The organism is Calothrix sp. FACHB-168 (genome assembly GCF_963889195.1).
Taxonomy (GTDB): Bacteria; Cyanobacteriota; Cyanobacteriia; order Cyanobacteriales; family Nostocaceae; genus Aulosira; species Aulosira anomala_A.
In genome coordinates this window covers 247,194-273,773 of record NZ_CAWPNJ010000001.1, presented here as the reverse complement: position 1 = coordinate 273,773, position 26,580 = coordinate 247,194, and the positions used below count along the sequence as shown (strand labels likewise).

At 39.2% G+C, this 26,580-nt stretch carries 18 protein-coding genes; 8 read left to right on the top strand and 10 right to left on the bottom strand.

The genetic code is table 11. The features are described 5' to 3' along the window. Positions 1-86: 86 nt before the first annotated feature. Positions 87-1,058 carry an MvdD family ATP-grasp ribosomal peptide maturase gene (locus tag AACW45_RS01115; RefSeq protein ID WP_190626826.1) on the top strand — a complete coding sequence of 324 codons (972 nt, stop codon included), beginning with the start codon at positions 87-89 and terminating at the stop codon, positions 1,056-1,058. Between the two features lie 204 nt (positions 1,059-1,262). On the opposite strand, the gene AACW45_RS01110 is transcribed toward AACW45_RS01115, so the two are convergent. Beyond that, positions 1,263-4,028: a calcium-binding protein gene (locus tag AACW45_RS01110; protein WP_190626824.1), complete on the bottom strand. Its 2,766-nt coding sequence runs from the start codon at positions 4,026-4,028 to the stop codon at positions 1,263-1,265. A 746-nt stretch (positions 4,029-4,774) separates the two neighbouring features. Here AACW45_RS01110 and AACW45_RS01105 point away from each other — a divergent pair. Further along, positions 4,775-6,082 (top strand): glycoside hydrolase family 10 protein, encoded by a 1,308-nt coding sequence (locus tag AACW45_RS01105; protein ID WP_190627477.1) that lies wholly within the window; start codon positions 4,775-4,777, stop codon positions 6,080-6,082. Between the two features lie 393 nt (positions 6,083-6,475). Here the strand turns inward: AACW45_RS01105 and AACW45_RS01100 are convergent, their stop codons facing one another. Then, positions 6,476-7,546, bottom strand: coding sequence for a hypothetical protein (locus tag AACW45_RS01100; RefSeq protein ID WP_190626822.1), 1,071 nt, complete (start codon positions 7,544-7,546; stop codon positions 6,476-6,478). A 10-nt stretch (positions 7,547-7,556) separates the two neighbouring features. Beyond that, on the bottom strand, positions 7,557-7,802 hold the full coding sequence (locus AACW45_RS01095; RefSeq protein WP_242045430.1) for a hypothetical protein: 246 nt from the start codon (positions 7,800-7,802) through the stop codon (positions 7,557-7,559). Between the two features lie 917 nt (positions 7,803-8,719). Between AACW45_RS01095 and AACW45_RS01090 the strand changes: the two genes are divergently transcribed. Then, positions 8,720-10,054, top strand: coding sequence for a glutamate-cysteine ligase family protein (locus tag AACW45_RS01090; protein WP_190626819.1), 1,335 nt, complete (start codon positions 8,720-8,722; stop codon positions 10,052-10,054). A 311-nt stretch (positions 10,055-10,365) separates the two neighbouring features. Here AACW45_RS01090 and AACW45_RS01085 read toward each other — a convergent pair whose 3' ends face one another. Continuing rightward, positions 10,366-11,064 (bottom strand): rhomboid family intramembrane serine protease, encoded by a 699-nt coding sequence (locus AACW45_RS01085; protein ID WP_190627475.1) that lies wholly within the window; start codon positions 11,062-11,064, stop codon positions 10,366-10,368. Between the two features lie 15 nt (positions 11,065-11,079). Between AACW45_RS01085 and AACW45_RS01080 the strand changes: the two genes are divergently transcribed. The 4 genes from AACW45_RS01080 to AACW45_RS01065 all read left to right on the top strand — a co-directional run bounded on the left by AACW45_RS01080 (position 11,080) and on the right by AACW45_RS01065 (position 16,144). Next, the gene (locus AACW45_RS01080) at positions 11,080-11,202 is read left to right on the top strand and encodes a hypothetical protein (RefSeq protein WP_277880175.1); all 123 of its coding nucleotides are present in this window, start codon (positions 11,080-11,082) and stop codon (positions 11,200-11,202) included. Between the two features lie 94 nt (positions 11,203-11,296). Next, the gene (locus AACW45_RS01075; RefSeq protein ID WP_190626816.1) at positions 11,297-13,570 is read left to right on the top strand and encodes an ATP-binding protein; all 2,274 of its coding nucleotides are present in this window, start codon (positions 11,297-11,299) and stop codon (positions 13,568-13,570) included. Positions 13,571-13,623: 53 nt separating this feature from the next. Next, entirely contained in the window at positions 13,624-14,073 is a 450-nt protein-coding gene (locus AACW45_RS01070) for a response regulator (protein WP_190626812.1), read from the top strand. A gap of 394 nt (positions 14,074-14,467) precedes the next feature. Then, positions 14,468-16,144 carry a hybrid sensor histidine kinase/response regulator gene (locus tag AACW45_RS01065; protein ID WP_190626810.1) on the top strand — a complete coding sequence of 559 codons (1,677 nt, stop codon included), beginning with the start codon at positions 14,468-14,470 and terminating at the stop codon, positions 16,142-16,144. 72 nt (positions 16,145-16,216) lie between these two features. Here the strand turns inward: AACW45_RS01065 and AACW45_RS01060 are convergent, their stop codons facing one another. Continuing rightward, positions 16,217-17,746 carry a hydroxysqualene dehydroxylase gene (locus AACW45_RS01060; protein WP_339381926.1) on the bottom strand — a complete coding sequence of 510 codons (1,530 nt, stop codon included), beginning with the start codon at positions 17,744-17,746 and terminating at the stop codon, positions 16,217-16,219. A gap of 238 nt (positions 17,747-17,984) precedes the next feature. Between AACW45_RS01060 and AACW45_RS01055 the strand changes: the two genes are divergently transcribed. Then, entirely contained in the window at positions 17,985-18,887 is a 903-nt protein-coding gene (locus tag AACW45_RS01055; RefSeq protein WP_190626805.1) for a class I SAM-dependent methyltransferase, read from the top strand. Positions 18,888-19,005: 118 nt separating this feature from the next. On the opposite strand, the gene AACW45_RS01050 is transcribed toward AACW45_RS01055, so the two are convergent. The 5 genes from AACW45_RS01050 to AACW45_RS01030 form a co-directional block, all read right to left on the bottom strand. Beyond that, the gene (locus tag AACW45_RS01050) at positions 19,006-19,389 is read right to left on the bottom strand and encodes a cyclic nucleotide-binding domain-containing protein (RefSeq protein ID WP_190626803.1); all 384 of its coding nucleotides are present in this window, start codon (positions 19,387-19,389) and stop codon (positions 19,006-19,008) included. Between the two features lie 412 nt (positions 19,390-19,801). Further along, the gene (locus AACW45_RS01045) at positions 19,802-20,686 is read right to left on the bottom strand and encodes a ParA family protein (RefSeq protein WP_190626801.1); all 885 of its coding nucleotides are present in this window, start codon (positions 20,684-20,686) and stop codon (positions 19,802-19,804) included. A 205-nt stretch (positions 20,687-20,891) separates the two neighbouring features. Continuing rightward, positions 20,892-23,450, bottom strand: a complete 2,559-nt coding sequence (locus AACW45_RS01040) for a DNA translocase FtsK (protein WP_190626798.1) — start codon at positions 23,448-23,450, stop codon at positions 20,892-20,894. Between the two features lie 24 nt (positions 23,451-23,474). Then, complete coding sequence (locus tag AACW45_RS01035; RefSeq protein ID WP_190627472.1) at positions 23,475-25,553, bottom strand: AAA family ATPase; 2,079 nt, start codon at positions 25,551-25,553, stop codon at positions 23,475-23,477. 55 nt (positions 25,554-25,608) lie between these two features. Then, complete coding sequence (locus AACW45_RS01030) at positions 25,609-26,460, bottom strand: transcription factor RcaD (RefSeq protein ID WP_190626796.1); 852 nt, start codon at positions 26,458-26,460, stop codon at positions 25,609-25,611. Positions 26,461-26,580 lie beyond the last annotated feature (120 nt).

Genomic DNA, 26,580 nt, shown 5'->3' with positions numbered 1-26,580 from the left:
CAACAGTCAACAGTCAACAGTCAACAGTCAACAGTCAACAGTCAACAGTAATTAATTTAGATATTTTTTTAGATTTTTTAATTCAGATGAATGTTTTAATTATTACCTATAGTCAAGATAACGAAAGTATCCCGATGGTGATGGAAGCGATCGCAAATCGGGGAGGTAAAGCATTTCGGTTTGATACAGATAGATTTCCCACAGAGATACAGCTAGATGTGTATTATGGCAAAAATGAACGCTTGATACTCACCGATGCAGACCAACAGCTAGATTTAAATAAAGTATCTGCGGTTTGGTATCGCAGAATTGCGATCGCGGCGCAAATTCCGCCAACAATGGATACACAACTGCGACAAGCTTCTATGCAAGAATCTCGCGTGACTGTTCTCGGAATGATTGCTAGTATCCGAGGATTTCACCTCGATTCGCTACCTCATATCCGTCGCGCTGAAAATAAGCAATTACAAATACAAATAGCTAGAGAAATCGGTTTAGATACACCGCGTACTTTAACCACAAATAACCCCATAGCTGTCAAGCAATTTGCTGAGGAATGCGAGCAGGGTATCATTACCAAAATGCTTTCTTCTTTTGCGATTTATGATGAACAAGGACAGGAGAAAGTAGTATTTACTAATCCGGTTACGGCTGAAGATTTACAACATTTAGACGGGTTACGCTTCTGTCCGATGACCTTTCAGGAGAAAATTCCTAAAGCGCTAGAATTACGCACAACAATTGTCGGTAAACAGATATTTACCGCCGCCGTTGATTCCCAAGCCTTGAAAACAGCACAATATGATTGGAGAAAAGAAGGAATCGCCTTACTTGATGCTTGGCAACCATATCAATTACCAGAGGATGTAGAATCAAAACTGCTGAAACTGATGGCGGAATTGGGTTTAAATTACGGTGCAATTGATATTTTGTTAACGCCAGATAATCGTCATGTATTTTTAGAAGTCAATCCTGTTGGTGAGTTCTTCTGGCTAGAACGCTGTCCTGGCTTACCAATTTCTCAGGCGATCGCAGATGTTTTACTAAATAAAAAATAACATCTAATTCATATCCCCGACTTCTTGAAGAAGTCGGGGATATAATCACTAATTTATGACAACTAAGTAGAGTAAAGGGACTTACAAAAAATAAATTACCCAAATTCCGTAGTGCGAGCATCTTACTCACTTTTGAACACCAGCGAGCGAGACGCTCGCACTACAAATTGATTGGGTATTTAAAAAATTGGATGTCCCAAAGTACTAAGCAACCAAACTAAAATTGCTACTAGCCAAAGTAATATTAGAATTGCCTAAACGAGCAAATTCAAATACTTGACCTGTACCCAAAAGATTACCATCTTGGTTGTAGAATAGACTACCACTACCTTGACTATAGACAATTCGGGCATTACTAGCGTTAACAGACTGATCGTTAGCCACAACCGCAAAGTCGCTTAAAGCTTGTCCCGCACTATTAATCACAGCAGTAAAAGTAGATTTACTGAGAACAATTAGGTCTTGTCCCGCTTCAAAGTTGCTAATGTAATCGACACCTAAAGCACTAGTAAAGGCTCCACTACCCTGGAATAAATATCTATCTTGACCTGCATCGCCAGTCAGAGTATCATTCCCTGCACCACCGTAGAGAGTATCGTTACCTAAACCACCTTGTAAATAGTCATCACCTTGTTCACCAAACAAACGGTCATTACCATTATTACCAACAAGGCTATCATTACCTAAACCACCGAATAAATCATCTTCGTTATTACTACCTGATATGGTGTCATTGGCAGTATTTGTATTGAAGATAAAATCGCTAGCTTGGAGGTTATTTTTATTCAAGCCATCAATTTTCAGGCGGTAATAATAATTGCTACTAGCCAGGTTATAGCGGGTGCTAATAATTGCATTACCTGTGGCATCATTATTGGTGAGAGTTAGAAGAGTTTCGTAAGTCCCAATCCCGACATTTCTTAGGTCAATTTTGTCTTGTCCTTTGACAAAATCAACTACCAAATCTTGGTTTTGTGTCAAAGTTGAACTATTGAAATATTCTAAGACAAATTGGTCGTTACCTGCACCACCATAGAGGGTATCATTACCTAATCCACCTAATAATCTATCGTTACCTTGTTCGCCAAACAAACGGTCATTACCACCATTACCGACAAGGCTATCATTACCTAAACCACCGAATAAATCATCATCATTATTACTACCTGATATCGTGTCATTGGCAGTATTTGTATTGAAGATAAAATCGCTAGCTTGAAGATTATTTTTATTCAAGCCATCAATTTTCATGCGGTAATAATAATTGCTATTAGCCAGGTTATAGCGGGTGCTAATAATTGCATTACCTGTGGCATCATTACTGGTGAGAGTCAGCAGAGTTTCATAAGTCCCAATCCCGACACTTCTCAAGTCAATTTTGTCTTGTCCTTTGACAAAACCAAGTACTAAGTCTTGGTCTTGCTTCAAAGTCGAACTATTGAAATATTCTAAGACAAATTGGTCGTTACCTGTACCACCATAGAGGGTGTCATTACCTAATCCACCTAATAATCTATCGTTACCTTGTTCGCCAAACAAACGGTCATTACCATTATTACCAACAAGGCTATCATTACCTAAACCACCGAATAAATCATCATCATTATTACTACCTGATATCGTATCATTGGCAGTATTTGTATTGAAGATGAAATCGCTAGATTGGAGTTGACTTTTATTCAAGCCATCGATTTTCATGCGGTAATAGTAATTGCTATTAGCCAGGTTATAGCGGGTGCTAATAATTGCATTACCTGTGGCATCATTACTGGTGAGAGTCAGCAGAGTTTCATAAGTCCCAATCCCGACACTTCTCAAGTCAATTTTGTCTTGTCCTTTGACAAAACCAAGTACTAAGTCTTGGTCTTGCTTCAAAGTCGAACTATTGAAATATTCTAAGACAAATTGGTCGTTACCTGCACCACCATAGAGGGTGTCATTACCTAATCCACCTAATAACCTATCGTTACCTTGTTCGCCAAACAAACGGTCATTACCATTATTACCGACAAGGCTATCATTACCTAAACCACCGAATAAATCATCATCATTATTACTACCTGATATCGTGTCATTGGCAGTATTTGTATTGAAGATGAAATCGCTAGCCTGTAGTTGGCTTTTATTCAAGCCATCAATTTTCATGCGGTAATAATAATTGCTATTAGCCAGGTTATAACGGGTGCTAATAATTGCATTATCTGTGGCATCATTACTGATGAGAGTCAGCAGAGTTTCGTAAGTCCCAATCCCCACACTTCTCAAGTCAATTTTGTCTTGTCCCTGGACAAAATCAACGACTAAATCTTGGTCTTGCTTCAAAGTCGAACTATTGAAATATTCTAAGACAAATTGGTCGTTACCTGCACCACCATAGAGGGTATCATTGCCTAATCCGCCTAATAATCTATCGTTACCCTGTTCACCAAACAAACGGTCATTACCATTATTACCGACAAGGCTATCATTACCTAAACCACCAAATAAATCATCATCATTATTACTACCTGATATCGTGTCATTGGCACTATTTGTATTGAAGATGAAATCGCTAGCCTGTAGTTGACTTTTATTCAAGCCATCAATTTTCAGGCGGTAATAGTAATTGCTATTAGCCAGGTTATAGCGGGTGCTAATAATTGCATTATCTGTGGCATCATTACTGGCGAGAGTCAGGATAGTTTGGTAATCACTAATGCCAATTTTTTTGACATCAATTTTGTCTTGTCCCTGAGTAAAATCAACGACTAAATCTTGGTTTTGTGTCAAAGTCGAACCATTGAAATACTCTAAGACAAATTGGTCGTTACCTGTACCACCAATGAGGGTATCATTGCCTATCCCTCCCTCTAAAAGGTCACTTCCACCTCCTCCAGAAAGGGAATCATTACCTCCGGAGCCTTGAATCGTATCATCTCCCGCAGTCCCGTTTAAAGTATCGTTACTGTTGGTTCCTGAAATAATCGCCATAATTGCAATATCCTTGTTGGGTTTGAAGATTTTTCAGCTATCAATCGATGATGGAATGACCTGTAAATTTCATCAAAATCCCCTCCATACCTTTGCGAAAACAAAGGTAAGTGGTGACACAAAATTATTCATGCGATCGCGCGATCGCATGACAAATACCTGATATTCGGCAAATCAGTAATTTAACTTAAGCCTAGATGCAACCTTTAAATATTCAATGAGGTACTACACAGGAGTCTAACGAGATTTCCGAAGCAGATGTATAAAGATTGTGTAAACTTACTGGTAAAATGTAGCTCATATCACAAATTATCGCTTATTTCGGCTGCTTTTTCCTGTATCTCAGTAATCATGCGTAAATATACCAGTTATTTCAATATTTTTAATACTTGTACTGACAGTGGCGACTGTCTTAAAAGTCAAGCGATCGCAAACAAAAAATGCAAAGCGTGATCGCCTGTATATGATGAACCGCAATCTCAATGACCTTGATACTACTGACAACGGACACCAATAAAATAGATATATTGGGCACCTAATTGCTACTGAATACGTCACACATTTTAAGTTGCTGAGTTTGCTTGCACAACTCAGGCGATCGCGAAAATATTTTACAACCAAACATGAAAATCTCCCTCTCCTAGCCCCTAACCCCTAACCCCTAGCCCCTAAAGAGTTGAATGCACAGGGAATGCATAACTACCAGTTAATCAATTCTCTAATAGGCATAAATGCTTGTAGACTATATGACTAGTAGATTTAACGATCAAAGCCTGCGCCTGTGGGTAGCTAACGCATTTTTTAGACCTATGAAACTAATTTTGAAAGTAATTTCTGTTTTTCAAGGTTGGCGACGTAGACAGGCGTCCACTTTTAGTCAGACATTGCGCAAGCGTCTTTTCCCAATCCTAGTCTTGATATCTTGTATAACGATATTACTGGTAGATAACTTCACTGCTGCGATCGCTCAAGTTCCCCCATTACCCCGCGAAGAAATTCGCGGTGTGTGGATGACTAACAATGATATTGACGTTCTCAAGGAACGCGCCAAAGTTACCGAGTCTGTCACCAAACTGCGAAGACTGAATTTCAATACTATCTATCCTGTAGTCTGGAATTCCGGCTATGTGATGTATCCTAGTGCTGTAGCCAAGCGTACAGGGATTCAACCCTTTGTGTTGCGAGGTAAAGACGGGCATGATATTCTAGCAGACTTAATTAACCAAGCCCATCGCCAAGGATTACTCGTGATTCCTTGGTTTGAGTTTGGCTTTATGGCTCCACCAACATCAGAATTAGTGATGGAGCATCCTAACTGGTTTACCCAAAAGCAAAATGGCGCTCAAACTTCCATTAGTGCGGCTGGGGAAGTGATGTGGCTGAATCCCTTCCATCCGGAAGTGCAGCAGTTTATTACTAGTCTGGTACTAGAAAACATCAGCCAATATGACGTTGATGGGATTCAGTTTGACGATCATACTAGTTTGCCAGTTCAATTTGGCTACGATAAATACACAGTTGCTTTGTACAATCAAGAAACCAAGAAAAACCCACCGAAGAATCCAGAAGATCCGGATTGGGTGCGCTGGCGAGCCGATAAAATTACAGCATTCATGGTAAAACTCAACCAAGCTGTTAAAGCGCAAAAACCTCGGTTGATTTTTTCCGTTGCGCCTAACTACTACGATTTTGCTTACAAGTTTCAACTCCAAGACTGGCTCAACTGGATCAAGCTGAATATTGTCGATGAGCTAATTGTGCAAATTTATCGCCCCAATCTCCAAAGTTTTGTGGCGAATATTTCTCGTCAAGAAATTCAAGAAGCACAAAAATCAATTCCCACCGGTGTGGGGATTATGGCAGGATTGCGTAATAATCCCGTACCCATACAGCAAATTAAATCTCAGGTGCGCGCTGCTCAAGAACGAGGTTTAGGGGTGTCTTTCTTCTATTATGAAAGTCTTTGGGATTACCCAAAAGAAACATCTGCACAAAGACAAGAAGCATTCCAAACCCTGTTTCGCTCTCCTGCACTGCGGGCTAGAGTGGAGTAGTAGCAATCATACGTGTCAACTTACAGCTATTTTCAGGTAAATAGACCACACTGTAGGGGCACGGCATCGACAATCTTTTGGTACATACAATAATTTTACTGGTGCCGTGCCCCTACGACAGATGTAGTTCAAATAGGTGAAAACTGCTGTAACGCGAAAGCCCGATCGGGAATTGATTTTGCCTCACATCGTCTACCATCAAGATCCGCGTTACCCCACCCCAGTTTTGTCTAAAGCCAAAACTTCCCTGCCCCTAATCCCCAGAGGGGGCCCCGAGTTCCCCGTAAACGGGGAGGGGAAAAAGGGGAGGGGTAAAAGGCTTGTGGGGTAAGCATGTAAAGAGTCCAGAGTTATTTTGACTTTGGACTCTTTGCTATATCGATGGTTAATCGTTTAACTTCTTTCTCGCATTACATTTGTATTCCAAGTGTACAAGCCAACCTTTTCGGGAACTCTGGAGAATCGCCCTGTACGATAACCTCGCGATAGCTCATTTAGCACCTTACTTTTAACCTCTCGCAGTTCATCCGCATCTAGTTCGCCATACAGCCCAGCGATCACTTCCGCTACGGTAAAAACTTTGCCGGAATTTTGCCTTAACAGAGAGGTGATAGCATCAATTAAAAATTGACCCTCATAAGCTCTGAGCATTGGTACTATTTTTGTCTTGGGAAGAATTATAGGTTTCTTCTTTTTCTGGGAGAGAGTTTTGGTAGATGCGTGACTGTGATTTGCATTGAGCAACTTCAGATCCAAGGTGTAACAACCAGGTTCATCGGGTATGGCTGACCAACTACTACCTTTACCTTGAGTGAGTGAAGATTGGACTCTACCTTTAACTACCTTGAAGATACTGGGGTCTAAATCTCCATAGAGCGATCGCACAATGAAATCGATATGACATACTGTACCGCTATATGCCTGCAACACCCTTTTAATCGCTTCAATCCGATTGATACAGTCTCGATACTCCGGTAGCATCGGAAAGTCCTGTCCTTTGATTGATTGCTCTTTGGCTTCTACAGAGGACTCGCTAGAATCTGTAGTTGCAGATTCAGACTGTGCAGATTCAGACTGTGCAGATTCCAATTCTTGATCGTTGGCGATCGCAGATGATAATTGCGGTGACTCAAGTGTTGGCGAATCTGAAAGTTCTAAGTCTAAAGGTGCAGATTGATTGGACTCTAAAAGATCAGTATTAGCATCAGCAATACCATTTAGCGATAATATCTCTTCTGCTTGACGAGCTAATGTCTCATCAGTCACATCAGACTTAACAATTTTGTTGCTGTTATCTAAATTTGACCAGTTAGATAACAAAGCTTCTACATGATTGAGATGCGATCGCGCTTGTGTATATAAGCGTTCGTACTCTTCTACAATGCGTGCATAGTAGTCTCTTAATTCCAATAGTGGAGAGAGGTAAGTATCCGGTGGAGGTTCTAATTTTCCCTTAACAGTCATAAGACATTAATCAATCCAAATCAGATTTACTTTTGTAAGTCATCGGCCTGGGCTTGGCTTTAGCTGCTGGCTTCTGCGGTTTTTTCGGCGCTTGGGGAGGGCGACAACGTTCGCAATATAACGGTCGAGTCCCATAAGTCTCCCTTTGCGTACTCTCATTACACTCCTTGCAGATAAAGTGAAACACACGAGTGTGGATTTCTCTTTGATGTGCGCGAACTGTGTACTCTCTAACATTTATTAACTTACTAGGCATAATAACAAGTGGTGAATTTCTGTCCTATCAATATAGCTATTCAAGCAAATGAAATAGCATCAGTGTGTATCTAGTTGCCGATTTTCGGCAATTTTTTTGCCTAAGCTAGAGACTTTGTCATGACAAGAATCTTAATTAAGTGGGAAATAAATATTATCCACAAGCGTTAGAGACTGTCCTAAAAGTCATTACCGATACACAAGCAACTTAACATTCCTCTAAATCGCCCCGAAAAAGGGAGACTTAAAGCTGCACTTCTCCCAGTTTGCGGTTGGCTAGGGAGTAAGAAGAAAATATCTAATATTTCAAGATACATCTTATTCGCAGAATTTTGCTTCTAAATTAAGTCATACTTTATCAAGAAAACGAGATAACAGTTATGTAGGGTGAATGCAATTTTTGCATTGCGATATGTGAACCAGAACTAGAGGGTAGGTGAGGAAGCAGTCTGGTTAAAAAAATTGTCATCGCTATGGATGAAAGAGGGACAAGGAAGACAAGGAAGACAAGGAAGCAACTGACAAATGAGCAATGACTATTGTACAGACGCGATTCATCGCGTCTCTGACCAATGACCATTGACTATTAATTTTAAAGCTGTGTTGCAAATATTCAAGTAGCTGAAGCTGATATAGGAAAATAGAGTTTGTTCAGAATTTGAGCAATTATCCTTATCCACAAGTGGTAGTACCCATCCTTAAGCATATCTAGGATGAGGTAGCGATCGCTAGCGAGATAAATATAGAGGACAGAAGAAAATTCCCACAAATTAATGTAGGGGGATTGAATCAACAAGATTTAAGTTGATTTTTCTCCAGAAATTTCCACTGCATAACTGAAAACTGAAAACTAAATTTCCAACAAAACCTCTTACCTGGTTATTGCTCAGTAACTTCAACTAAGTCAATACTTGGGATATGGATGTACTAAAGCGTCGCATTGGTCTGGAACAAGAGTTTTTTTTAGTAGATGAATCTGGCGATCTCAGTCATCGTGGTGATGAATTTTTGCAAGGTTGTCATTTAATGGCTCAAGCACAAGGTTTAAACCCACAATACTTTGTGCCAGAATTTGTCAAAAGTATGATTGAAATCAATACTCCACCAGCCTACTCCGGGACAGAATTGGCTATAGAGTATTTAAAAAATCTGAAATTAGCACTAGCTGTAGCCCGACAGATGGATTTACGGCTATATCCGCTTTCGAGCTATCCTTTGCATATTATGCCCGTAATGCGCGATCGCTCCAATTATCATATTCAAGCCCGCACCGTCGGTTACGATCGCTTTCTGCACGCCGGCAAATGTACGGGTACGCACTTGCATTTAGAAGTACCGCCAGGAGTCATAGATCCTCATGTGACAGTATCTTACAACTCGACAGCACAAGAGCGCGAGGAATTACTCAATATTTACAATTTGGCTACAGCTTTTGACTCTGCGCTGATTTCCTTGGGGCGGGCTTGTCCTTTTTATGAAGGTGAGGCGATTGGGTTAGCTGCACATACAATTCGTTATCGAGGTAGCGATATTTTCGGTTGGGAAGGAGTGTATACTGGTTTACAGCCTGTCGGCGGATTGATGCCATACGCCGAGACTGTAGAAAGTTTAGTAGAACAGCAATTTTCCCGTTATTATGCTTGGCTAGAAGCCCTAGATAAAGCCGGCATTGAGCGCCATCGGTTCTTAGAAGCTGGGGGAAGTTTACTCAAATCTGCTTGGAATCCCATCCGACTCAACAAGTTGGGGACTGTAGAAATTAGATGTATTGACAGCAATTATCCATCGGTAACTCTAGCAATCGTTGCATTGGTAGAAAAAGCTGCCCATCGAGTACGCAGCGAGCAATTAAAAGTCAAACCAGGTAAAGATGTATATACCTTTGAATTGGAGGGAAATTACCTTTGGGTACCTGATTTTGATTATTTAAATGGTGAATTGCTGTATGCTGCTGCAACAGAGGGAGTTAAACATCCCCAAGTTAAGGCTTACGTCGATTCTATTTTGCAATTTGCAATTACAGATGGTGGTGAAGGCGCAAAGTATTTAACAAAATTGCGCAATCAGCTAGATAAATATCACACTATCGAAGGCGATATTCTCCAAGAATTTACCCCAGCTACTGCTCATCTAACGCGAGATGAGGGTTTGCGTTTGGTAAGAGAGTGTTGTGACAAATTAGAAGCTCAAGTTGCATGGCTGGATACTAACCATCCCCTAGCGGCTTTAGATGAGGAACCAGTCAGTTTGTGAGGTACAGATGAGCGTTGATTGTAGGGGCACTGGCACTGCCATGCCCCGAAGCACATACCTCACTTACCTGAAATATGCTGTAAGAAAGCGATCGCATCTTCATTACCGTCCAGATGCGATCGCCACCTTAGCAAATCTTACATAAACTCAGGCCACTTGAGTTTGTAGGAATACAGAGTATTCTTTCTTATACCCAATGCCCCATGCCCACTCGCCCTGAGCGAAGTCGAAGGGATGCCCCATGCCCCATGCCCACTCGCCCTGAGCGAAGTCGAAGGGATGCCCAATGCCCAATGCCCAAAACCTACCCATTACCTCCTTTGCAATTTCATCACAACCGCACCAATAATTAATCCTGCTGCTTGTGCCCAGTAACCAATGCTAAATTGATTCACACCCCCAGGAGGAATATTTAAACTACCAATACTATAAAAAAGCTGTTGGATAAACCACCAAAATAAATAGACAAAAGCCGGTAATTTTGCCGGAATATATATAATTATCAAGGGAATCACACTATCTATTTTGGCTTTGGGGAACCTCATCATATATGCCCCTAAAACAGAAGCGATCGCCCCATTCGCACCAATCAAGGGAACTGATAAACTTGGTTCCGCAACAATTTGGACTAATGCTGTCCAAATACCACTTAATAAATAAAATCCTAAATACTTTCCATGTCCGAGAATGTTTTCTAAAGTCTTGCCAAAAACCCACAAGAATAAGAGATTTCCTAAAATTTGGCTAAAACTACCATGTAGAAACATTCCCACAGGTAAAGCCATCAACCGCAAGCAGACAACTACCCATGCTGCGGGATTAGCCATCGCATTTGCGATCGCGCCAGTAATTTGTGCGGGTATTACACCCCAACTATAAATCACTTCACCTAACTTATTACCGAGTTCTAGCTGGATTTCCCAGAAAAACACGGCAATATTGATGCCAATCAGCCAGTAATTCATAATTGGGCGATGGCGAGTGCGCACATTATCACTAATAGGAATCATTAAGGGGCATGGGGCATGGGGCATTGGGCATTGATCAACAGTCAACGGTCAACAGTCAACGGTCAACGGTCAACAGTCAACGGTCAACAGTCAACGGTCAACGGTCAAGCTTTCAGAATAGTACTCAGCAGATGTTAGGATAAACGATCATGAAAAATGATTATGAAATCATAAATAAATGTAAAATTTAATTGCGGTATTGTAAAAAGAAGCTTGCTATTAAATTTAAGCTATGAGCCAGTCAGAAGACAATCTTGCCTCAACGGCTTCTTTGACGAACCACGATCGCAAATTAATTCACCTACCTGGCTCTATCCAACCTCATGGTGTACTCTTAACTCTCAATTCTCAATTACATATAGTACAAGTTAGTAACAATACCCAAGAAATTTTGGGTAAATCTATTTCTGACTTGTTGGATAAACCCCTAACTAGCTTACTGGATAATCAACAAGTTGCAGCTATTAGGCAATGCTGGACAAAAAAGCCTAGTGTTTACACTAGTTACAAAGTATTTATAAATACTAAAAATTCCGAACAATATTTTGATTGTATTGCCCATCGTACAGAAGAGACTTTAATTTTAGAACTAGAACCGACTCAATCTAGTTCAGAGTTGAGTTTTTTAAGTTTCCATGCTTTAGTCAGTGAAGCGATCGCGGATATTCAAAAAACATCCAATTTGAGTGACTTTTTGCATCTTGTCGCTAGCCAAGTTAGAGAAATCACAGCTTTTGACAGGGTAATTATCTATCAATTTGACCATACAGGAGCGGGTTCTGTAGTTGCGGAAGCGAAACGGGAGGATTTACCGCCATACTTAGGGTTACATTATCCGGCTACAGATATTCCTCTACAAGCGAGAAATTTATACAAGCGGGGTATGTTGCGATTTGTCCCTAACTTAACTGCACCGGCTGTGAAGTTAGTTCCCCTCGACAACCCCATCACCCATCAACCTCTGGATTTAAGCTTATCTATCCTCCGGAGTGTTGATACTTGCTGTATGGAATATTATCAAAATATGGGTGTGTCGGGAATTTTAGTGATAGCGCTGATTCAAGATCAGCAGCTTTGGGGTTTAATTTCCTGTCATCACCAAACTCCTAAGCCTCTTTCCTATGAAATGCGGCAAATTTGCGCTTTTTTGGGGCGAATTGTCTCATCGGAGTTAACCCATAAAGTTAATGAACTGGAATTAGATTATCAAGTCAAACTCAAATCTCTTCAATCTGAGTTTATTGAATCGATTTCCCAAGCTGATAATTTTATCGATGCGCTAATTAAACCAGAACTCCGGTTACTAGATGTTGTCAGTGCTTCTGGTGCAGCAGTTTGTTTAGATAATGAAATTACCCTGGTGGGGACAACACCAGAGATTGAGCAAGTTCGTGCTGTAATTGAATGGGCAGATACTCAAATTAAAGACAATCTGTTTTCTACCAATTCTCTACCCCAGATTTATCCAGAAAGCGTTGCGTTTAAAGATACAGCTAGTGGATTGTTACTACTGCGAATTTCCCAAGTCCGGCGTTATTATATTCTCTGGTTTCGTCCTGAAGTGATTCAAACGGTAAACTGGGCAGGTAACCCTCATCAAGCTTTTCAAGTCACAGAGGTAGATGGTACAGTTACCCTGAGTCCGCGTAAATCTTTTGCAAAATGGCAAGAAACAGTCAGGTTAACTTCTCTACCTTGGAAAGAATGTGAACTTGATAGTGCGATCGCACTCAGAAATGCGATCGTTGGTATTGTACTTTCTAAAGCCGATGAATTAGCCAAAATTAACCGCGATTTAGAACGCAGTAACCGTCAGTTAGCCTCTTTTGCTTATGCTGCTTCTCACGATCTCAAGGAACCTCTGCGTGGTATCTATAATTACTCAACAATTCTCCTAGAAGATTACGCCCAAGTTTTAGATGATGAGGGAATTGAATGTCTACAGACAGTAGTTAATTTATCAGTGCGCATGGAAACTCTGATTAATGCACTACTGCGACTGGCGCAATTAGGACAAGCACAATTACGCAAGCAAGCTACCAATTTGAACGAATTACTCACCGAATTAATTGATATTCTCCGTGCTAGTCGTCCCGATTCTCACCTGTTTGATATTCGCATCCCTCGACCTTTGCCCACAATTGATTGTGATGCGGTTCTCGTCAACGAAATATTTAGTAACCTGATTACGAATGCCTTTAAATACAATGATAAAACTGACCAATGGGTGGAAATTGGCTACTTAGATTCCCATCCGCAACAAACGCAAGCGCAAAGTTTTGTAAATCCTGTATTTTATGTCCGCGATAATGGCATTGGTATTCCCCAACACCATCGAGAAACCATCTTCCGACTATTCAAACGTCTCCACTCTCAAGAAAAGTATGGTGGAGGTGTAGGCGCAGGATTAGCCATTGTTAAGAAAATTGTTGAGCTGCATAACGGGCGCATCTGGGTTGAATCATCCCCAGGTATGGGTTCAACTTTCTATTTGACCCTGGAATAGTTTAAGATTAGTAACAAAAATCTTTTAATTATTACATTTTGTAAAGACAACTAATGACAACAAAACTTCATGAACCTCTACTTGTGGTTGAGGACAGCAATGAAGATTTTAGGATGCTACAACGGCTCATGCGTCGCATGTGCGTGCAGAATCCTATATATCGCTGTACTAATGGAGATGAGGTTTTAGATTTGCTTTATCAAGACAGTGGTAACGAAAATCCGCAGACAAAACTTAGACCTTCTGTAATCCTGCTAGATTTGAATTTACCAGGGATTGACGGTCGGGATATTTTGGAGCGGCTTAAACAAGATATCAGCCTCCGAGAAATCCCGATAGTTGTTTTCACCACATCCTCTAATCCCAGGGATATTGAGTTTTGTTACCAAAAAGGCGCGAATGGCTATTTAGTTAAGCCAATGGATGCACAAGAACTGCAAAAGACAATTCAAGCATTTGTAGACTATTGGTTAGCAACTAATACTCCGCCTGTCTCAACGTAGTTTGCATGTTTCTAGTTGATGGGATAGTCGGGAGCAGAAAAGTACGCGGAGCGTGATACAGCATTAGACTTTGTTCGTCTATTGATGCTGATGTTTCGTACTCATACTGCATATAAGTTCTGAGTAAGTCTGTGTCTCTGTATCTTCTCGATCTCTTATTTCTCCGCGTCACGCTGTCTCCCCCTCTTAACTAGCAATTCTTGGGATTTACTGTGTAACTACTGACTCGCAAATTCATGCATACTTACTTATCCAAACAGATAAGTTAGCCGAGTACTTAAAGTTATTTCAAAAAATTTTAGATTTTATTTATATTTATTTTAGATTATTTTTAGAATTATGCAATAGCTACATAAGTTAAAAAACACTATTATTTCCCGATCCTCATACTTATATGGTGGATACATGGACGCTACTGATCGTAGATGATTGTGCGGCGGATCGAAAAATTTATCGTCGATATCTTTTACAAGATCCGTACAATTCTTATCAAATTTTCGAGGCAGATTGTGCAGAAAGCGGGCTAGCTTTGTGCCAAAAATTGCATTTTGATGTCATTCTGCTAGATTTTTGCCTACCAGATATGAGTGGGCTGGAACTATTCGATCGCTTAAATAAAGAAATATTCGATACTCCAAAAACAGTAATTATGCTGACGGGGAGAGGCGATGAAGAAGTTGCTGTACAAGCAATGAAACGGGGTGCGCAAGATTATTTAGTCAAGCAATATCTCAAACCTGATGTGCTGCAAATAGCTGTTCGTAATGCCATTAAACAATCGTATTTGCAAGCCCAACTATATAAAACTCGCGAACGACAGCGCTTAATTGCAACCACAGCGTTACGTATTCGCCAGTCTTTAGATTTAGAGCAAATCTTAAATACAGCAGTAGTAGAAGTACAGCAACTTCTCAAATGCGATCGCGTTTTAGTGTATCAATTTACCCCAGATAATGGCGGTAAAACTGTAGCTTGCTCAGTTGACTCTGGGGAATCTATAGCACCACTTCATAATATCCAAGATATTTGTCATGAGGTAGGGGGTGAAAACCATGTATGGGGATGTAAATTAGCAATTACTCAAGTATGTATAGCTAGTTTAAGTAATAATTATTTACATTTATTAGAACAATTTAAAACAAAGGATAATTTAGTAGTTCCGATTCAGTTGAGTAATAATTGCGATCGCGAAAATCCGCTTTGGGGATTGTTGATAGCGCATCACAGTTCCCAAGAACGCAAATGGCAAGCCGATGAAGTAGAAATGCTTAACGAATTATCGGTACAATTAGCGATCGCAATTCAACAAGCAGAATTTCTCGCCCAAACCCAAGCAGCCTTACGCAAAGAACAGCAACTCAATACCTTTAAATCGCAAATCGTCGCCACAGTTTCTCACGAGTATCGCACGCCTTTGACCTCTATTTTGGCGGCTGCATCAACTTTAATCAAATATGGTCAACAATTAGATGCAGCGAAACAGCAGCGATTTTTAGGCATTATCGAGCAAAAAGCTCGGTCAATGTCCAAATTGGTAGATAACATGCTGATGGTTAACCAAATCGAATTGGATAAAACCCGGTTTAAGCCTATTCCCCTGGATTTACTACCATTTTTCGCCGATATTCTCCAACAGGCAAGAGAAACCTTAACCCAGGAACATGAATTAATTTTCAACACTAGGGGAAATTATCAAGGCTTCTGGGGCGATCGCGGATTGTTGCAACAAATCTTTATGAATTTAATTTCTAATGCCATTAAATATTCTCCCAATGGAGGGAGCATTGAATTTGATTTAATTGGTGCGGAATCAGATGTAACGGTTTACATCAAAGATGAAGGTATTGGTATCCCCATAGACGATCAACAAAAGCTATTTCAATCCTTTAGTCGGGGTAGTAACGTCGGTACAATTCCCGGTACAGGTTTAGGATTAGCGATCGCTAAATCTTGCGTAGAGTTACATGGGGGTAATATTAAGTTATTTAGCCAAATTGGGCAAGGAACCAAAGTTACAGTCAGCTTACCCAAACAAAGTATAGGGCATGGGGCATTGGGCATGGGGCATTGAAAGGCGGTAGTTGAGCGAAGCCGAAACTACCGCTTGAAGTTCGCACACTTCGACTTCGCTCAGTGTGCAGTCTTAAGGCAACCAGAAATCAGGCAGAATAGATTTGCTGAGATTGCGTACTGTTTGATTGAGCGATCGCGCTACTTGGATATGGGCTTCATCTGCTTCTACTGGTAAAATCTCAGATGGCTGTCCTTGTCCTAAATAAGAAATTACCAAATTTGCCGCTTCTAAACCTGTAACATAAGCTTTCTCTTGCGACCAAGAACCGTGACGGTTAACAATCCAATCCCCACTCATAAACACATTTGCTAAACTCGTCTGGGCTGGTAACATATGACGATAACTTCCCGGTGCAAAATGAGTCACCGCATTCGGTAATCTAATCACACTACTATCAATCACCTTAGCTTCACGAAAATCAGGAACGCAAGTTGTTAAATAACGCTGCACTATAGGAATAATTTCTTCATCAGCTAAATTCAAAAACTGATTGGCATGATAAAAATCAGCTTCAATAACTGTTCCTGATTCATTTTTATATTCATCATGCAACGCATTTAAATCAAAAAATGTCCAGCCTGTAGTATCATCAAATCCAAAACAAGCATTAGAAGGACGAGGAATATTAACTTTTCTATCAAACCATAAGCGAGTTGCTAAAACATCAATTGCACCCAAATTATTTAAATCGCGAAATTCTTGCCGACTTTGTAAACTGGGGCTATTGGCAACAATTTTCTTCATTCCCGTCACCCCCACAGCAAAAACTACAGCGTCAGCCTCAAATACTTCATCACCACAAACTACACCCTTAGCGCAATTTTTATCATCAATAATTACATCAGTTACCCGCCGTTTTGATAATACCTTAGCTCCAGCTTTCTCAATTTTATCTACCCAAGGACGGAATATTTTCTCGCCTACAGTTCCCCGACACCAAACAACATCAAAATCGCTTTGATGAGCCAAAATAAAAAAGTACAACATTCCTAAAGTTGCAGCAGCAGAACATTGTTCACCAGGTGCAAATAAACCTACTAATAACATTGGTTCAAATGCATCTTTATATAGCCTTGCTGACACGCCAAAATCCTTAAATAATTCTCGCGCTGTGACAGAATCATAACGCCGCCATGCATCAGGAGAATTATCGAAATCAACCACAGCATATAGTAAAGGTAAAGCACTCAAACGGTCAATTAATGGTAGACGCTGAAAGTGAGTATAAACAAAAGTTCCCAATGGTGAAGGAAGCCGGGGTAACTCTTGAAAAATTGGTGATTCCACTTCCAAACCCGCCGGGGAATATTGCGCCGAACGAGTCCAAGAAGTAAAAGGATTAATATCTAATTCATTAATCAGGGCAAAAATATTTCTGTAAGGATACCAAAAACCATGTATACCTGCTTCTACAGAACGTCCTGCGGCGGTTTTCCAACCCGCAACTAGTCCCCCCGGATAAGCCCCGGCTTCTAGAAGCGTCACATCATATCCTTGTTTGGCTAAGTGATAGGTTGCGCCTAAACCAGCCCAACCTGCACCCACAACTACTACCCGTTTTTGTTGTGACTCTTCATTCATTGCCGCACAGTCTCCGATAATTGCACTCTATAATTAAATGTAAAGGATTTGTAAACTGATTTAACTGATTGATAGTAAAATTACGGAAAACTGGCAATATTTTTATTTGCGAAGCTTGAGCAAATATTGTTCAGAATATATACGTAATAATTTACCTCAATAGACTTTAATTACTATAGATATAATCACACTTGCTGATAATTATTATTTAGGAGTATAACAAGAAAAAATCTAGTTATATTTCCCAAATAGTCAAATGACTCAATTAGCCGATTCTCAACCTAGTTTAAATGACTTTCAATTGATTGATGGTATATATTTTCCTAAAAATTATGAACAGTTAAATAGTACTAAACATAAACAAAAATGGGATGCAATCGGCAAAACCTACTATGGTTCCCAAAAAATTGAGCAAGTAACAGAAACATCTGCCATTAAACAAGATTACACCTTATTAGGTGGGAGACCTGGGGGAACTTGGAATAAGTTTCCTATAGATAAATCTGTAGATTCTATTCTCGAAATTGGTTGTGGTTATGGTCGCGCTCCCTTACATCTTTCTAAGGAAAAAAATCTCCAATGCCAAAAATACTATGCTATTGATATTTCTGAATCTTTATTAAGGCGATTAATTAAGGTTAAAGCAGAGTATAACTTTTTCCCCAATGCCGAATTTAATATAATTTGTAATTCGGCAGAAAAATTACCTTTAGCAGGCAACTCCATAGATTTAGTAATTTCTAACTGTGTATTTATGCATATACCAGATGCACAGTTAAGAAACTTATTAAGCGAGATATTCCGGGTTCTCAAGCCTGGAGGAATGTTTGTATTTAATCATTCCTTTCATAACAAAGCTTGTCCTTCCCATATCATCCACAATTCTATTAGGAACCTGAATATATTTAGCAAAAATCCCATTTACCTCAAGCAATATTCAGCAATAGAAATTCAGGAGATGTTGAATAATGCAGGGATTCAAGCTAAATGTCCTCAATATATAGTTGAACCCACAACAGAATATGCAATTTTACCGGAAACTATCAAAGGTATTCCCTTACCTTTTGCTAAAGCAATTAATAGAAGTCTCAAGCCATCAGATGCTTGGAAAGAAACTTTAGCTTATGGCTTTAGTGCTTATAGTATTCCTTTAGAGTAATTAGGGAAAAAGACTTGTAGCGATTGTCTTAGATGTTAAATTGTGCGATCGCTCAACAATAAAAAAATATTAAGATTGATTTCGTAGTGAGGACTTTAGTCCTCACTAAAACAGTATCTTATTTTCTCAGACTAGAAAGGGAATACTCCAAACGAGTCAAACGTTCTGAGTAGTTTTTCATAACTTGTAGGGCAAACAAAGGAGTTTCTTGCACTACAAACAAAAACCTTTGCTCATCAAGGAAAGCAAGCTGACAATCGGTTTTGGCAATAGCGGTATAAGTTCTATTTTTTACCCCTACAAGTGCGCCGATCGCAAAAACTTCTCCGGCGGAAATTGTTTCTACAACCTTGCCATCAACTAATATATCAACCGAGCCTTGGATAATACCATACATACAATCACCAGGCTCTCCTACCTCAAATATTACCTGCCCTGCTGAAAACACTTTCGGATTTGGTTGTTTTTGAAAGATACTGATAGTCTGTACAGCATTTAACATTTAAACTGCCCTGAAATTGTGTATTTTTTACCTATGTTTGCTCTGTTACAGCCAATGAGCAAGGTCAAAAACCATTGGTAAGACTTGATGGGGAATTTTGCAAAGAGATATTTAGTAGTTCAACATAACAACGCCATTTTTAGGGGTAAATTCGTAGTCAGGTATTTATTCCTGACTACGAACAAAACAAATTTCAACTACTAAATTACATGCTAGGGTACAACAGGCAAGGTTAAAGAAAGATTAAGCTTTGGTGAAACGTAATTTTATATTTGTTGCCAAAATTTTCGAGAAGACAAAGTATTCCCTTAATCTCCTCCCTGCCAAAATTCCTCAAAGCATCAATATTTAAGCTAGAGACGCGATTAATCGCGTCTGTTCTATCCCATCCCCCATACCCCATGCCCAATTTTTACAATTTCTCCAACAACTCCTGGGCTAATTGAAGAAACGCTTTAGAACCAGGAGATTGCGGATTCATTAACACAGCCGGCATAAAACTATCAACAGCCTTAGCCACATTCACATCAACAGGAATTTGGTTCTTACAAATTTTGTCAACACCAAAATCTTCCACAACGCGATGCATAACTTGTTTATAATATCTACCAGTCAGCAGATTTGCACTCGACATACTAAATACAATCCCCAGCATTTTGATATTAATTTTTGCCTCATGCTCGTGACTATCTTTTAATTGTCCAATGCGTCTTTCTAACAATTGAATACCCACCACCGATAAAGGTTCTGGTTTAGCAGGTAAAATATAAAAATCGCTGCAAGCTAAAGCACTACGAGTTAAAAGATTATAGCCAGGGGCACAGTCTAAAAGAATAAAATCATATTCGTCCCGTACTGGCTTTAAGATGTTATTAATTAACACCCGTTCAAAGCGATTCCAAACAGTTTCAAAATCTTGCTCGCCTAAAGCTACCGATTGTTGATGCAGCATTTCTGAAACAACAAATTCATCATATAAATCGATATCTCCCGGCAACAAATCCAACCCAGGCAAATTACAAACCTTGCTCTGAACGATATCATGAATCGCAAATTTAGCGTTTGGTTCAGGTGTAATAACTTGATCTATTAGATATCTAAAAGTCTTTCTCGTCTTCCGTCGCTTGGCAAATTCTAAAGGCGACATTAAGCTGAGTGTCGCACTAATTTGACTATCTAAATCGAGAACCAACACCCGCTTTCCGTGATTTTTCGCCAAGCAGGTAGCTAAATTTACTGTAATGGTGGTTTTGCCGACACCACCTTTCATATTTGCAGTTGCAATTACATATCCCATTGGTAAGTCCTTTGATGACGCATTCCCATCCGGGTAGCGTACACCTCTCCTGATATATGAAAATTTACGTTTAATTTAATCTTTCTGGAATACACAAAGTAATTCCAGTGACATGCCACAATTGAGGCAGTCAGAATTATAGCAGTGAGTAACACATTTAGGACTAAAGCGGCTTGTCACAAAAAATTAAAATTTTTTCTTTTAATTATTTTGGTAGCTGAATTTTAGTAGCTAATAAACTTTGTAACCGTTGTAACTGCGGCCCGACTTGGTAAAGTAAATCACCTTTGCCTAATAAGTAAGCGGCTGCTGTTGATGTACCGCCTAAAATAATTTTAGAATCTGCTTCGCTTCTGGTACTGAGGGCTATTCTACCTGGTAAATTAGAGCGGATCAGGGGGGTAACAATTCCGGCTTCGGGACGTTGAGTTGCAATAATCAGATGAATTCCCGCCGCTCTTGCTTTTGCACCCAATCTTTTAATACTTTGTTCTAATGCAGTACGAATTTCCTTTTCTGCCATAAAGTCTGCATATTCATCAAAAATACAGACAATCCGCGCTATAGGTTGGGAGGAACGATGATTATAGCTAGTCAAATCACCACAGCCAGCTTTTTCCAACCTTTGGTAACGAGACTCCATTTCTGCAACTAATTCATCCATGAGTTCAATAGCGCGATCGCTATCCTTAACAATAGATGAATAAGCCCAAGACATGCGCTCAAACTCTGGAAACGTCACCCGTTTCGGATCTACCAGGGCGATTTTTAGGTGTTGGGGGGAATGACGATATAGTAAGCTGAGGAGGAGCGATCGCAAAAATTCACTTTTTCCACTTCCAGTTGTACCCCCAACCAAAAAGTGACAAGTATTCGGATCGGATAAATCAGCTTCTATCAGTTCTCCTTCTAAATTCACCCCAATCGCAATTTTTACAGGTGCATTTGCGGGTAAAGTTTCTGGCTGAATATACTCTTCAAAGTTAGCAATTTCTCTATCTAAACGCGGTAAATCAATGCTTACATATCCCGCTTGCGGCGCAATTAAAGGTGGATTTGCTAACCCTAACTGCACTTGTAAATCATTAGATAATCGCAAAATTGAATTCACACTCACGCCTAAATGGGGTTTCAACTTCACCCGAATAAAAGCAGGCCCCACAGCAGCACCTTGATAATCAACCTTAATTTTAAAAGATTGCAAAGTAGCAACTAATTTTTCGCCCATAACATCGCCTGAAGTTGATGTCTCCTTCTTAGGAATTGATGGTCGCGGAGTTTCAACTTCTGCATCCACAAAAAAAGTTTGACACTTTTGTTGCTGGGGACAAATTTCACATAAATAAGCCTGAGTTGTTCGTGGTGGCGAATTAGCATGAGGTTGTTCCCAACTTAACCATTTTTGCATCTGTTGCAACTTATAGGGAATCAACTGATGCACAGTACTCTCTAACTGTTCCCAAGAATATTGATATTCTTTAAATTCTGGTAAAACACAGTAAACTGCTGAATCAACTGCTACTTTCTTCTTCTGCCATAACAAATAACTATAAAGTGAAACCTGTGCTAACTGCGCTGATGGATCTACAGGTTGATAGGTTTTAAACTCAATCACACAAAGGCGATTTAGTTGAAAATTAAAAACCAAACAATCAAATTCACCCCTGATTTTTTGCTGTGTTCTATTAGGAAGATTAAAATTATGTTCAACACTGCGTTCTCCAGCTATAAATGTATTACTAATAACTGTTTCTGCATTACAATGCTGACGATTTATTACTAATAACTCTGCAAAGCGTTTAATTAATCCTTGCAATCCCTCCCATACTTTATATAGTGCTTGGGCTTGATTTGGATCTTTCTCTAAAGCTTTCTCCAAATAGGGAAAAAATTCTAGCTGATAAAATATCTGTCGCATTTGTGAGGTAACTTCCTCAACATTTAGCTGTGCTGCTTCTGATTTAAACAAATCTCTAAATTGCGGTTCAATCACAGCTAATTTTACAAATTTATCTGCTAATTTATGAAAAGTGTTACCAATTCCAATAGCCGTATCTGGTGGTAAAAAGATTGCCTTATCGCCAAATGTATGATTTAAATAAAATAAGCGCGGACACTCAAAAGCCAGACGGACTTTAGTCACCGTCAAAGATGAATTCTCAGATTGTTTGCTTGACGACTCTGAGGTATGGTGTGCCATATCAAAAATATGATTTACAGCAATAGAATTAGATATTTCTAGTAAGCGACGATGCACAGCAGCTAAATAAACCGTATCCATCGCTGCATATTTTAGCTGCTTCTCACTGAGAGGACGCTTCCCCCAATCACTTCCTTGTTCTTCTATATCTACATTAGAGAAATTGCAGAGTTCTACTGCTAAAGTCTTCAGTTTTAAATTAGAAACTTGCAGACGCTGAGAAGTAATTTTTCTAGCTAATTGTAAAGTACAAGTAACATTTTTAGCTAGCTTACCGCCTAAATACTTTAAATCAAAGCTAGCATTATGAAAAATCTTTTCGATATTGGGATTAATCATGATTTGGTTGATAAAGTATGCAGCCAAATCACGTTTATTTAAGACATCAATAATATAAGCAGATACACCTGTTAAATCTTGCGGATCGAGCAATACCTGAATCAGAGATAATTTTGGGTAGTATGTATTCCAATCAGCAGTTTCTGTATCCAACCACATAATATTGGCTGCTGCTAACTTAGATATCAATTCTCGAATCTCTGTTGCTTCTTTCAGGTATTGCATTGACTAAAATATTTTCCAATAAATCTATAAAGCAATTAAACAAATCAATTGGTCTTGTAACTTGGCTTTGGGATTAATAATTTTCACTTTCTTTTCTTGACATAATAAGTCAATTATGTGATAAATGTCACTCTCTTCCACAGTAGGAAATTGCCGGAGTACTTCCCTAATTAAAGCTGGAATTCCCATAAAAGCTTGAATTTTGATTTGATTTAACATGAAATCTTTGACTGGTCTTAAATCTGGTTTTGCATTATCAGGATCTCTGACAGGATTTTGTTTCGGAACTATACCTAAATCTTGCAATAAAGTACATTTATGCAAAATTTGTAATTCACGAATTAGAGATTGTAGTTCCTGTAAATTAATGGTTTTACCTACTAGCACTAACTCATGAGCCAGCGCCGAATTCACCAAGCTATGGTATGTAGCTAAGTAATAAACAGAAGCCAGACTTGGCTTGATATGAAGATGATGAGTATATGTAAAAATTTGTCTATATATTTGATTTCCTCTAAGGTTAGGTTTACCTACACTACTCAAACGAATTAAATATAAAGGACTGCATAGATTTTCTTGAATAGCTTTTTGGCAAGCATTCATAACATTAAAAAATGTATTCATATTGCCATCTTCTGTCCAAACTATGCCTACCCTATCTCTTCTACCAGATTTTTTATAAGTCAAAGAACAACTAGCATGTGCCCCATTTAAAAGATGAAGTTTAACATCCTGCACTTGTAAAGCCGCTAGCGATTCATCCAACATTCGTATAAGTTCAGGTGTTGATAACAAAGAAATTTTCGTAATTTTATCCTGAACTTTTTTATATTCTTTTTGCCAGAGTAACTGGAATTCTGCTTTAATTTTATCTGGTGGTGGAGGTGGTGGTAGCGGAGTTTCACCATCTAACCATTTTGGCCTCGGAGCTTGTTTATCGCGGAATAGCCATTCTTTATATTCTTGAAATAGATGTTCTCCAAGGATTAATACCTGACGGGGTGAGGCTTTACGGCTAGGAAATGCTTTTACTAGCACCTCAGTAGTTAGAGGGTAGATTGGAGAATCTGGTAGAGAGTAAGCCTGATGGTGCAAATTATAAAGTCGAGAAGCTAACAAAGCTTCGGCTTCATCAAGCGTGATGCGCTTCAGAGGTATTTTTAGTCTAGCTCTATCTAAATCAGCAGGTTGAATTCGCTTGTAATTTTCATTCCAGCTATTTGTTCTAATGCTGATTAGAATCAAAAAACCTTGCCACCTGCCGTTATAAATTGTAGAGTTAATATTAAACAAAGCTTGTATATCAATAGAACCATCTGGTAAACGAGCTATGTTATCTAGTTGATCGAAACACAAAACTATAGGCTGAGTTTTACTAGAGATTTTACTGAAATTACCTAAAATACCTCTGGCAGTATCTTCGCCATCAATCGATTGCTTAACTTGTAACTTTTTCAGACTTTCGTCATCTAAATTATCCCCTTTCAACCATTCACATGCTAGAGAGTTCAATTCGGGATTAGTTAGGTCATAAAGGACACCAAAAAACTCGTTAGCATTGTAAATTCCTTTAGTCCCTATGGTTTTTTTAAGAATGTCAATAAATAATTTACGATCAACATTAGCATCTGTTTTCGTTTTTCCAAAAAAGCCTTTTATTTTGTCAATAAAGCCTTGTTGTTCAATTTGTAAGTCTTGACGAATATTAGTCAAGCAGCTTTTGAGCCAAAGGATTAATTGGGACTCTGTTTGTCCTTCTGGAGCATTTACCAAGCTATCAACAGTGTGACGTAAGATATGCCGCCAAATATGATCGCTCTGAGGAAATGGCTCAATATAGACAAAAAAGGCTTGATCGTTTAACTTTTGTTTGAGCCGACCCATAAAATGAGTTTTGCCCGATCCTGGGTCACCATAGAGAATCAGGGTACGGGTTTGATGATCTTTAGCAATCTGATCCAAAACACTTTTGATTTCAGTTAGTGCTTCTTGATGAATAGAGTCAACAGTAGGGACTGGCTCTTGGTCTTCCCAAAAGTTACGTGCTGCGTTGTTATTAAAAGGATTAAATGATTTTTTAATAACTTCATCAATAGTTGCCATACTGGTATCTCTGCTTTCTTGAAAGTTCACCTGTTTTTAATTTAGATTTTGACGGCTAATTGACTGTGATAAAAAATAAGGAACCTCCGCTTATTTGAGAAATTCCAGCTTCAATTTGTTCATCTGTATAGTCGCGTGGTTCTGCTAAAGTACTTAATTCAATTTTGTTAGCTTCTTCTAGGCGATACAGTACTTGATCTAATTCATCCCTTGAAAGCGGTGGTTGTAACTTCTGCCGTAGATGGAAAATAGGTAAATAATTATCTGTACCCAAATCTTTATCTAATTTCTCAATAATTTGTAAAATTTCTTCATCACTGAGATTACTAATTGTTTCCAAAGCTGATTCTGTAGCAATGGGTAGTGGAGTAGAAATCGCTTCTGGCTTCACCCGCAGATTTTTCCGTAAAAACCGTAGGTAATTATTCAGCAAATCCAAACTGATAACAGGGTTAGAGCCTTTTTTGGGAATGAAATCATCCCGCAATTCTGCAATTCCTCTTTCAGTTAACCAAACCTCAGCTTTAGTTTTTTTAATTCCCCATTCAGCCTCAATCAACCCTCGTTCGCTCAGAGTGTTTAATATTGCATCTCGTTCCGCAGCTTTTAGCGAGGTAATTTTACTGGGAGGTATTCGTCCAGAAGCTTTACTGATATTTTCCAGTACTTTAAGTTCTTTGTCTGTAATTGGTACTTGACTGGGATCTTTCAGTACAGTTTGACCGGAACCTGAAATTTTAACTGTGGCAATCTCACGGGTATAGTCTACCAATTCGCGATCGCCTAAACTTTTACAAATTTTGTTTTTCTCACCTTTAAAAACATTAAAGGTGCTGGCGCTAAGACTAGAGCGATAATTGGTACATCCCAACAACTTGAGTAGGAATTTTAACTCATTTGTTTCCATACTGGTAATCTTGCCTGTATCTAATTAAGCATTAAGCACTACTCTATCTCGAATGGCAAAAATTTACACACTTTTCCCATCCTAGCACTAGATTACATAATTACGGAAAAGTGTGCGATC

Coding starts and splice junctions, on each gene's coding strand:
- AACW45_RS01105 (WP_190627477.1), top strand. CDS start 4,775: ATGACTAGTAGATTTAACGATCAAAGCCTGCGCCTGTGGGTAGCTAAC.
- AACW45_RS01065 (WP_190626810.1), top strand. CDS start 14,468: ATGGTGGATACATGGACGCTACTGATCGTAGATGATTGTGCGGCGGAT.
- AACW45_RS01080 (WP_277880175.1), top strand. CDS start 11,080: ATGGGGCATTGGGCATTGATCAACAGTCAACGGTCAACAGTCAACGGT.
- AACW45_RS01055 (WP_190626805.1), top strand. CDS start 17,985: ATGACTCAATTAGCCGATTCTCAACCTAGTTTAAATGACTTTCAATTG.
- AACW45_RS01030 (WP_190626796.1), bottom strand. CDS start 26,460: ATGGAAACAAATGAGTTAAAATTCCTACTCAAGTTGTTGGGATGTACC.
- AACW45_RS01035 (WP_190627472.1), bottom strand. CDS start 25,553: ATGGCAACTATTGATGAAGTTATTAAAAAATCATTTAATCCTTTTAAT.
- AACW45_RS01085 (WP_190627475.1), bottom strand. CDS start 11,064: ATGATTCCTATTAGTGATAATGTGCGCACTCGCCATCGCCCAATTATG.
- AACW45_RS01070 (WP_190626812.1), top strand. CDS start 13,624: ATGACAACAAAACTTCATGAACCTCTACTTGTGGTTGAGGACAGCAAT.
- AACW45_RS01100 (WP_190626822.1), bottom strand. CDS start 7,546: ATGACTGTTAAGGGAAAATTAGAACCTCCACCGGATACTTACCTCTCT.
- AACW45_RS01090 (WP_190626819.1), top strand. CDS start 8,720: ATGGATGTACTAAAGCGTCGCATTGGTCTGGAACAAGAGTTTTTTTTA.
- AACW45_RS01040 (WP_190626798.1), bottom strand. CDS start 23,450: ATGCAATACCTGAAAGAAGCAACAGAGATTCGAGAATTGATATCTAAG.
- AACW45_RS01110 (WP_190626824.1), bottom strand. CDS start 4,028: ATGGCGATTATTTCAGGAACCAACAGTAACGATACTTTAAACGGGACT.
- AACW45_RS01075 (WP_190626816.1), top strand. CDS start 11,297: ATGAGCCAGTCAGAAGACAATCTTGCCTCAACGGCTTCTTTGACGAAC.
- AACW45_RS01095 (WP_242045430.1), bottom strand. CDS start 7,802: ATGCCTAGTAAGTTAATAAATGTTAGAGAGTACACAGTTCGCGCACAT.
- AACW45_RS01045 (WP_190626801.1), bottom strand. CDS start 20,686: ATGGGATATGTAATTGCAACTGCAAATATGAAAGGTGGTGTCGGCAAA.
- AACW45_RS01115 (WP_190626826.1), top strand. CDS start 87: ATGAATGTTTTAATTATTACCTATAGTCAAGATAACGAAAGTATCCCG.
- AACW45_RS01050 (WP_190626803.1), bottom strand. CDS start 19,389: ATGTTAAATGCTGTACAGACTATCAGTATCTTTCAAAAACAACCAAAT.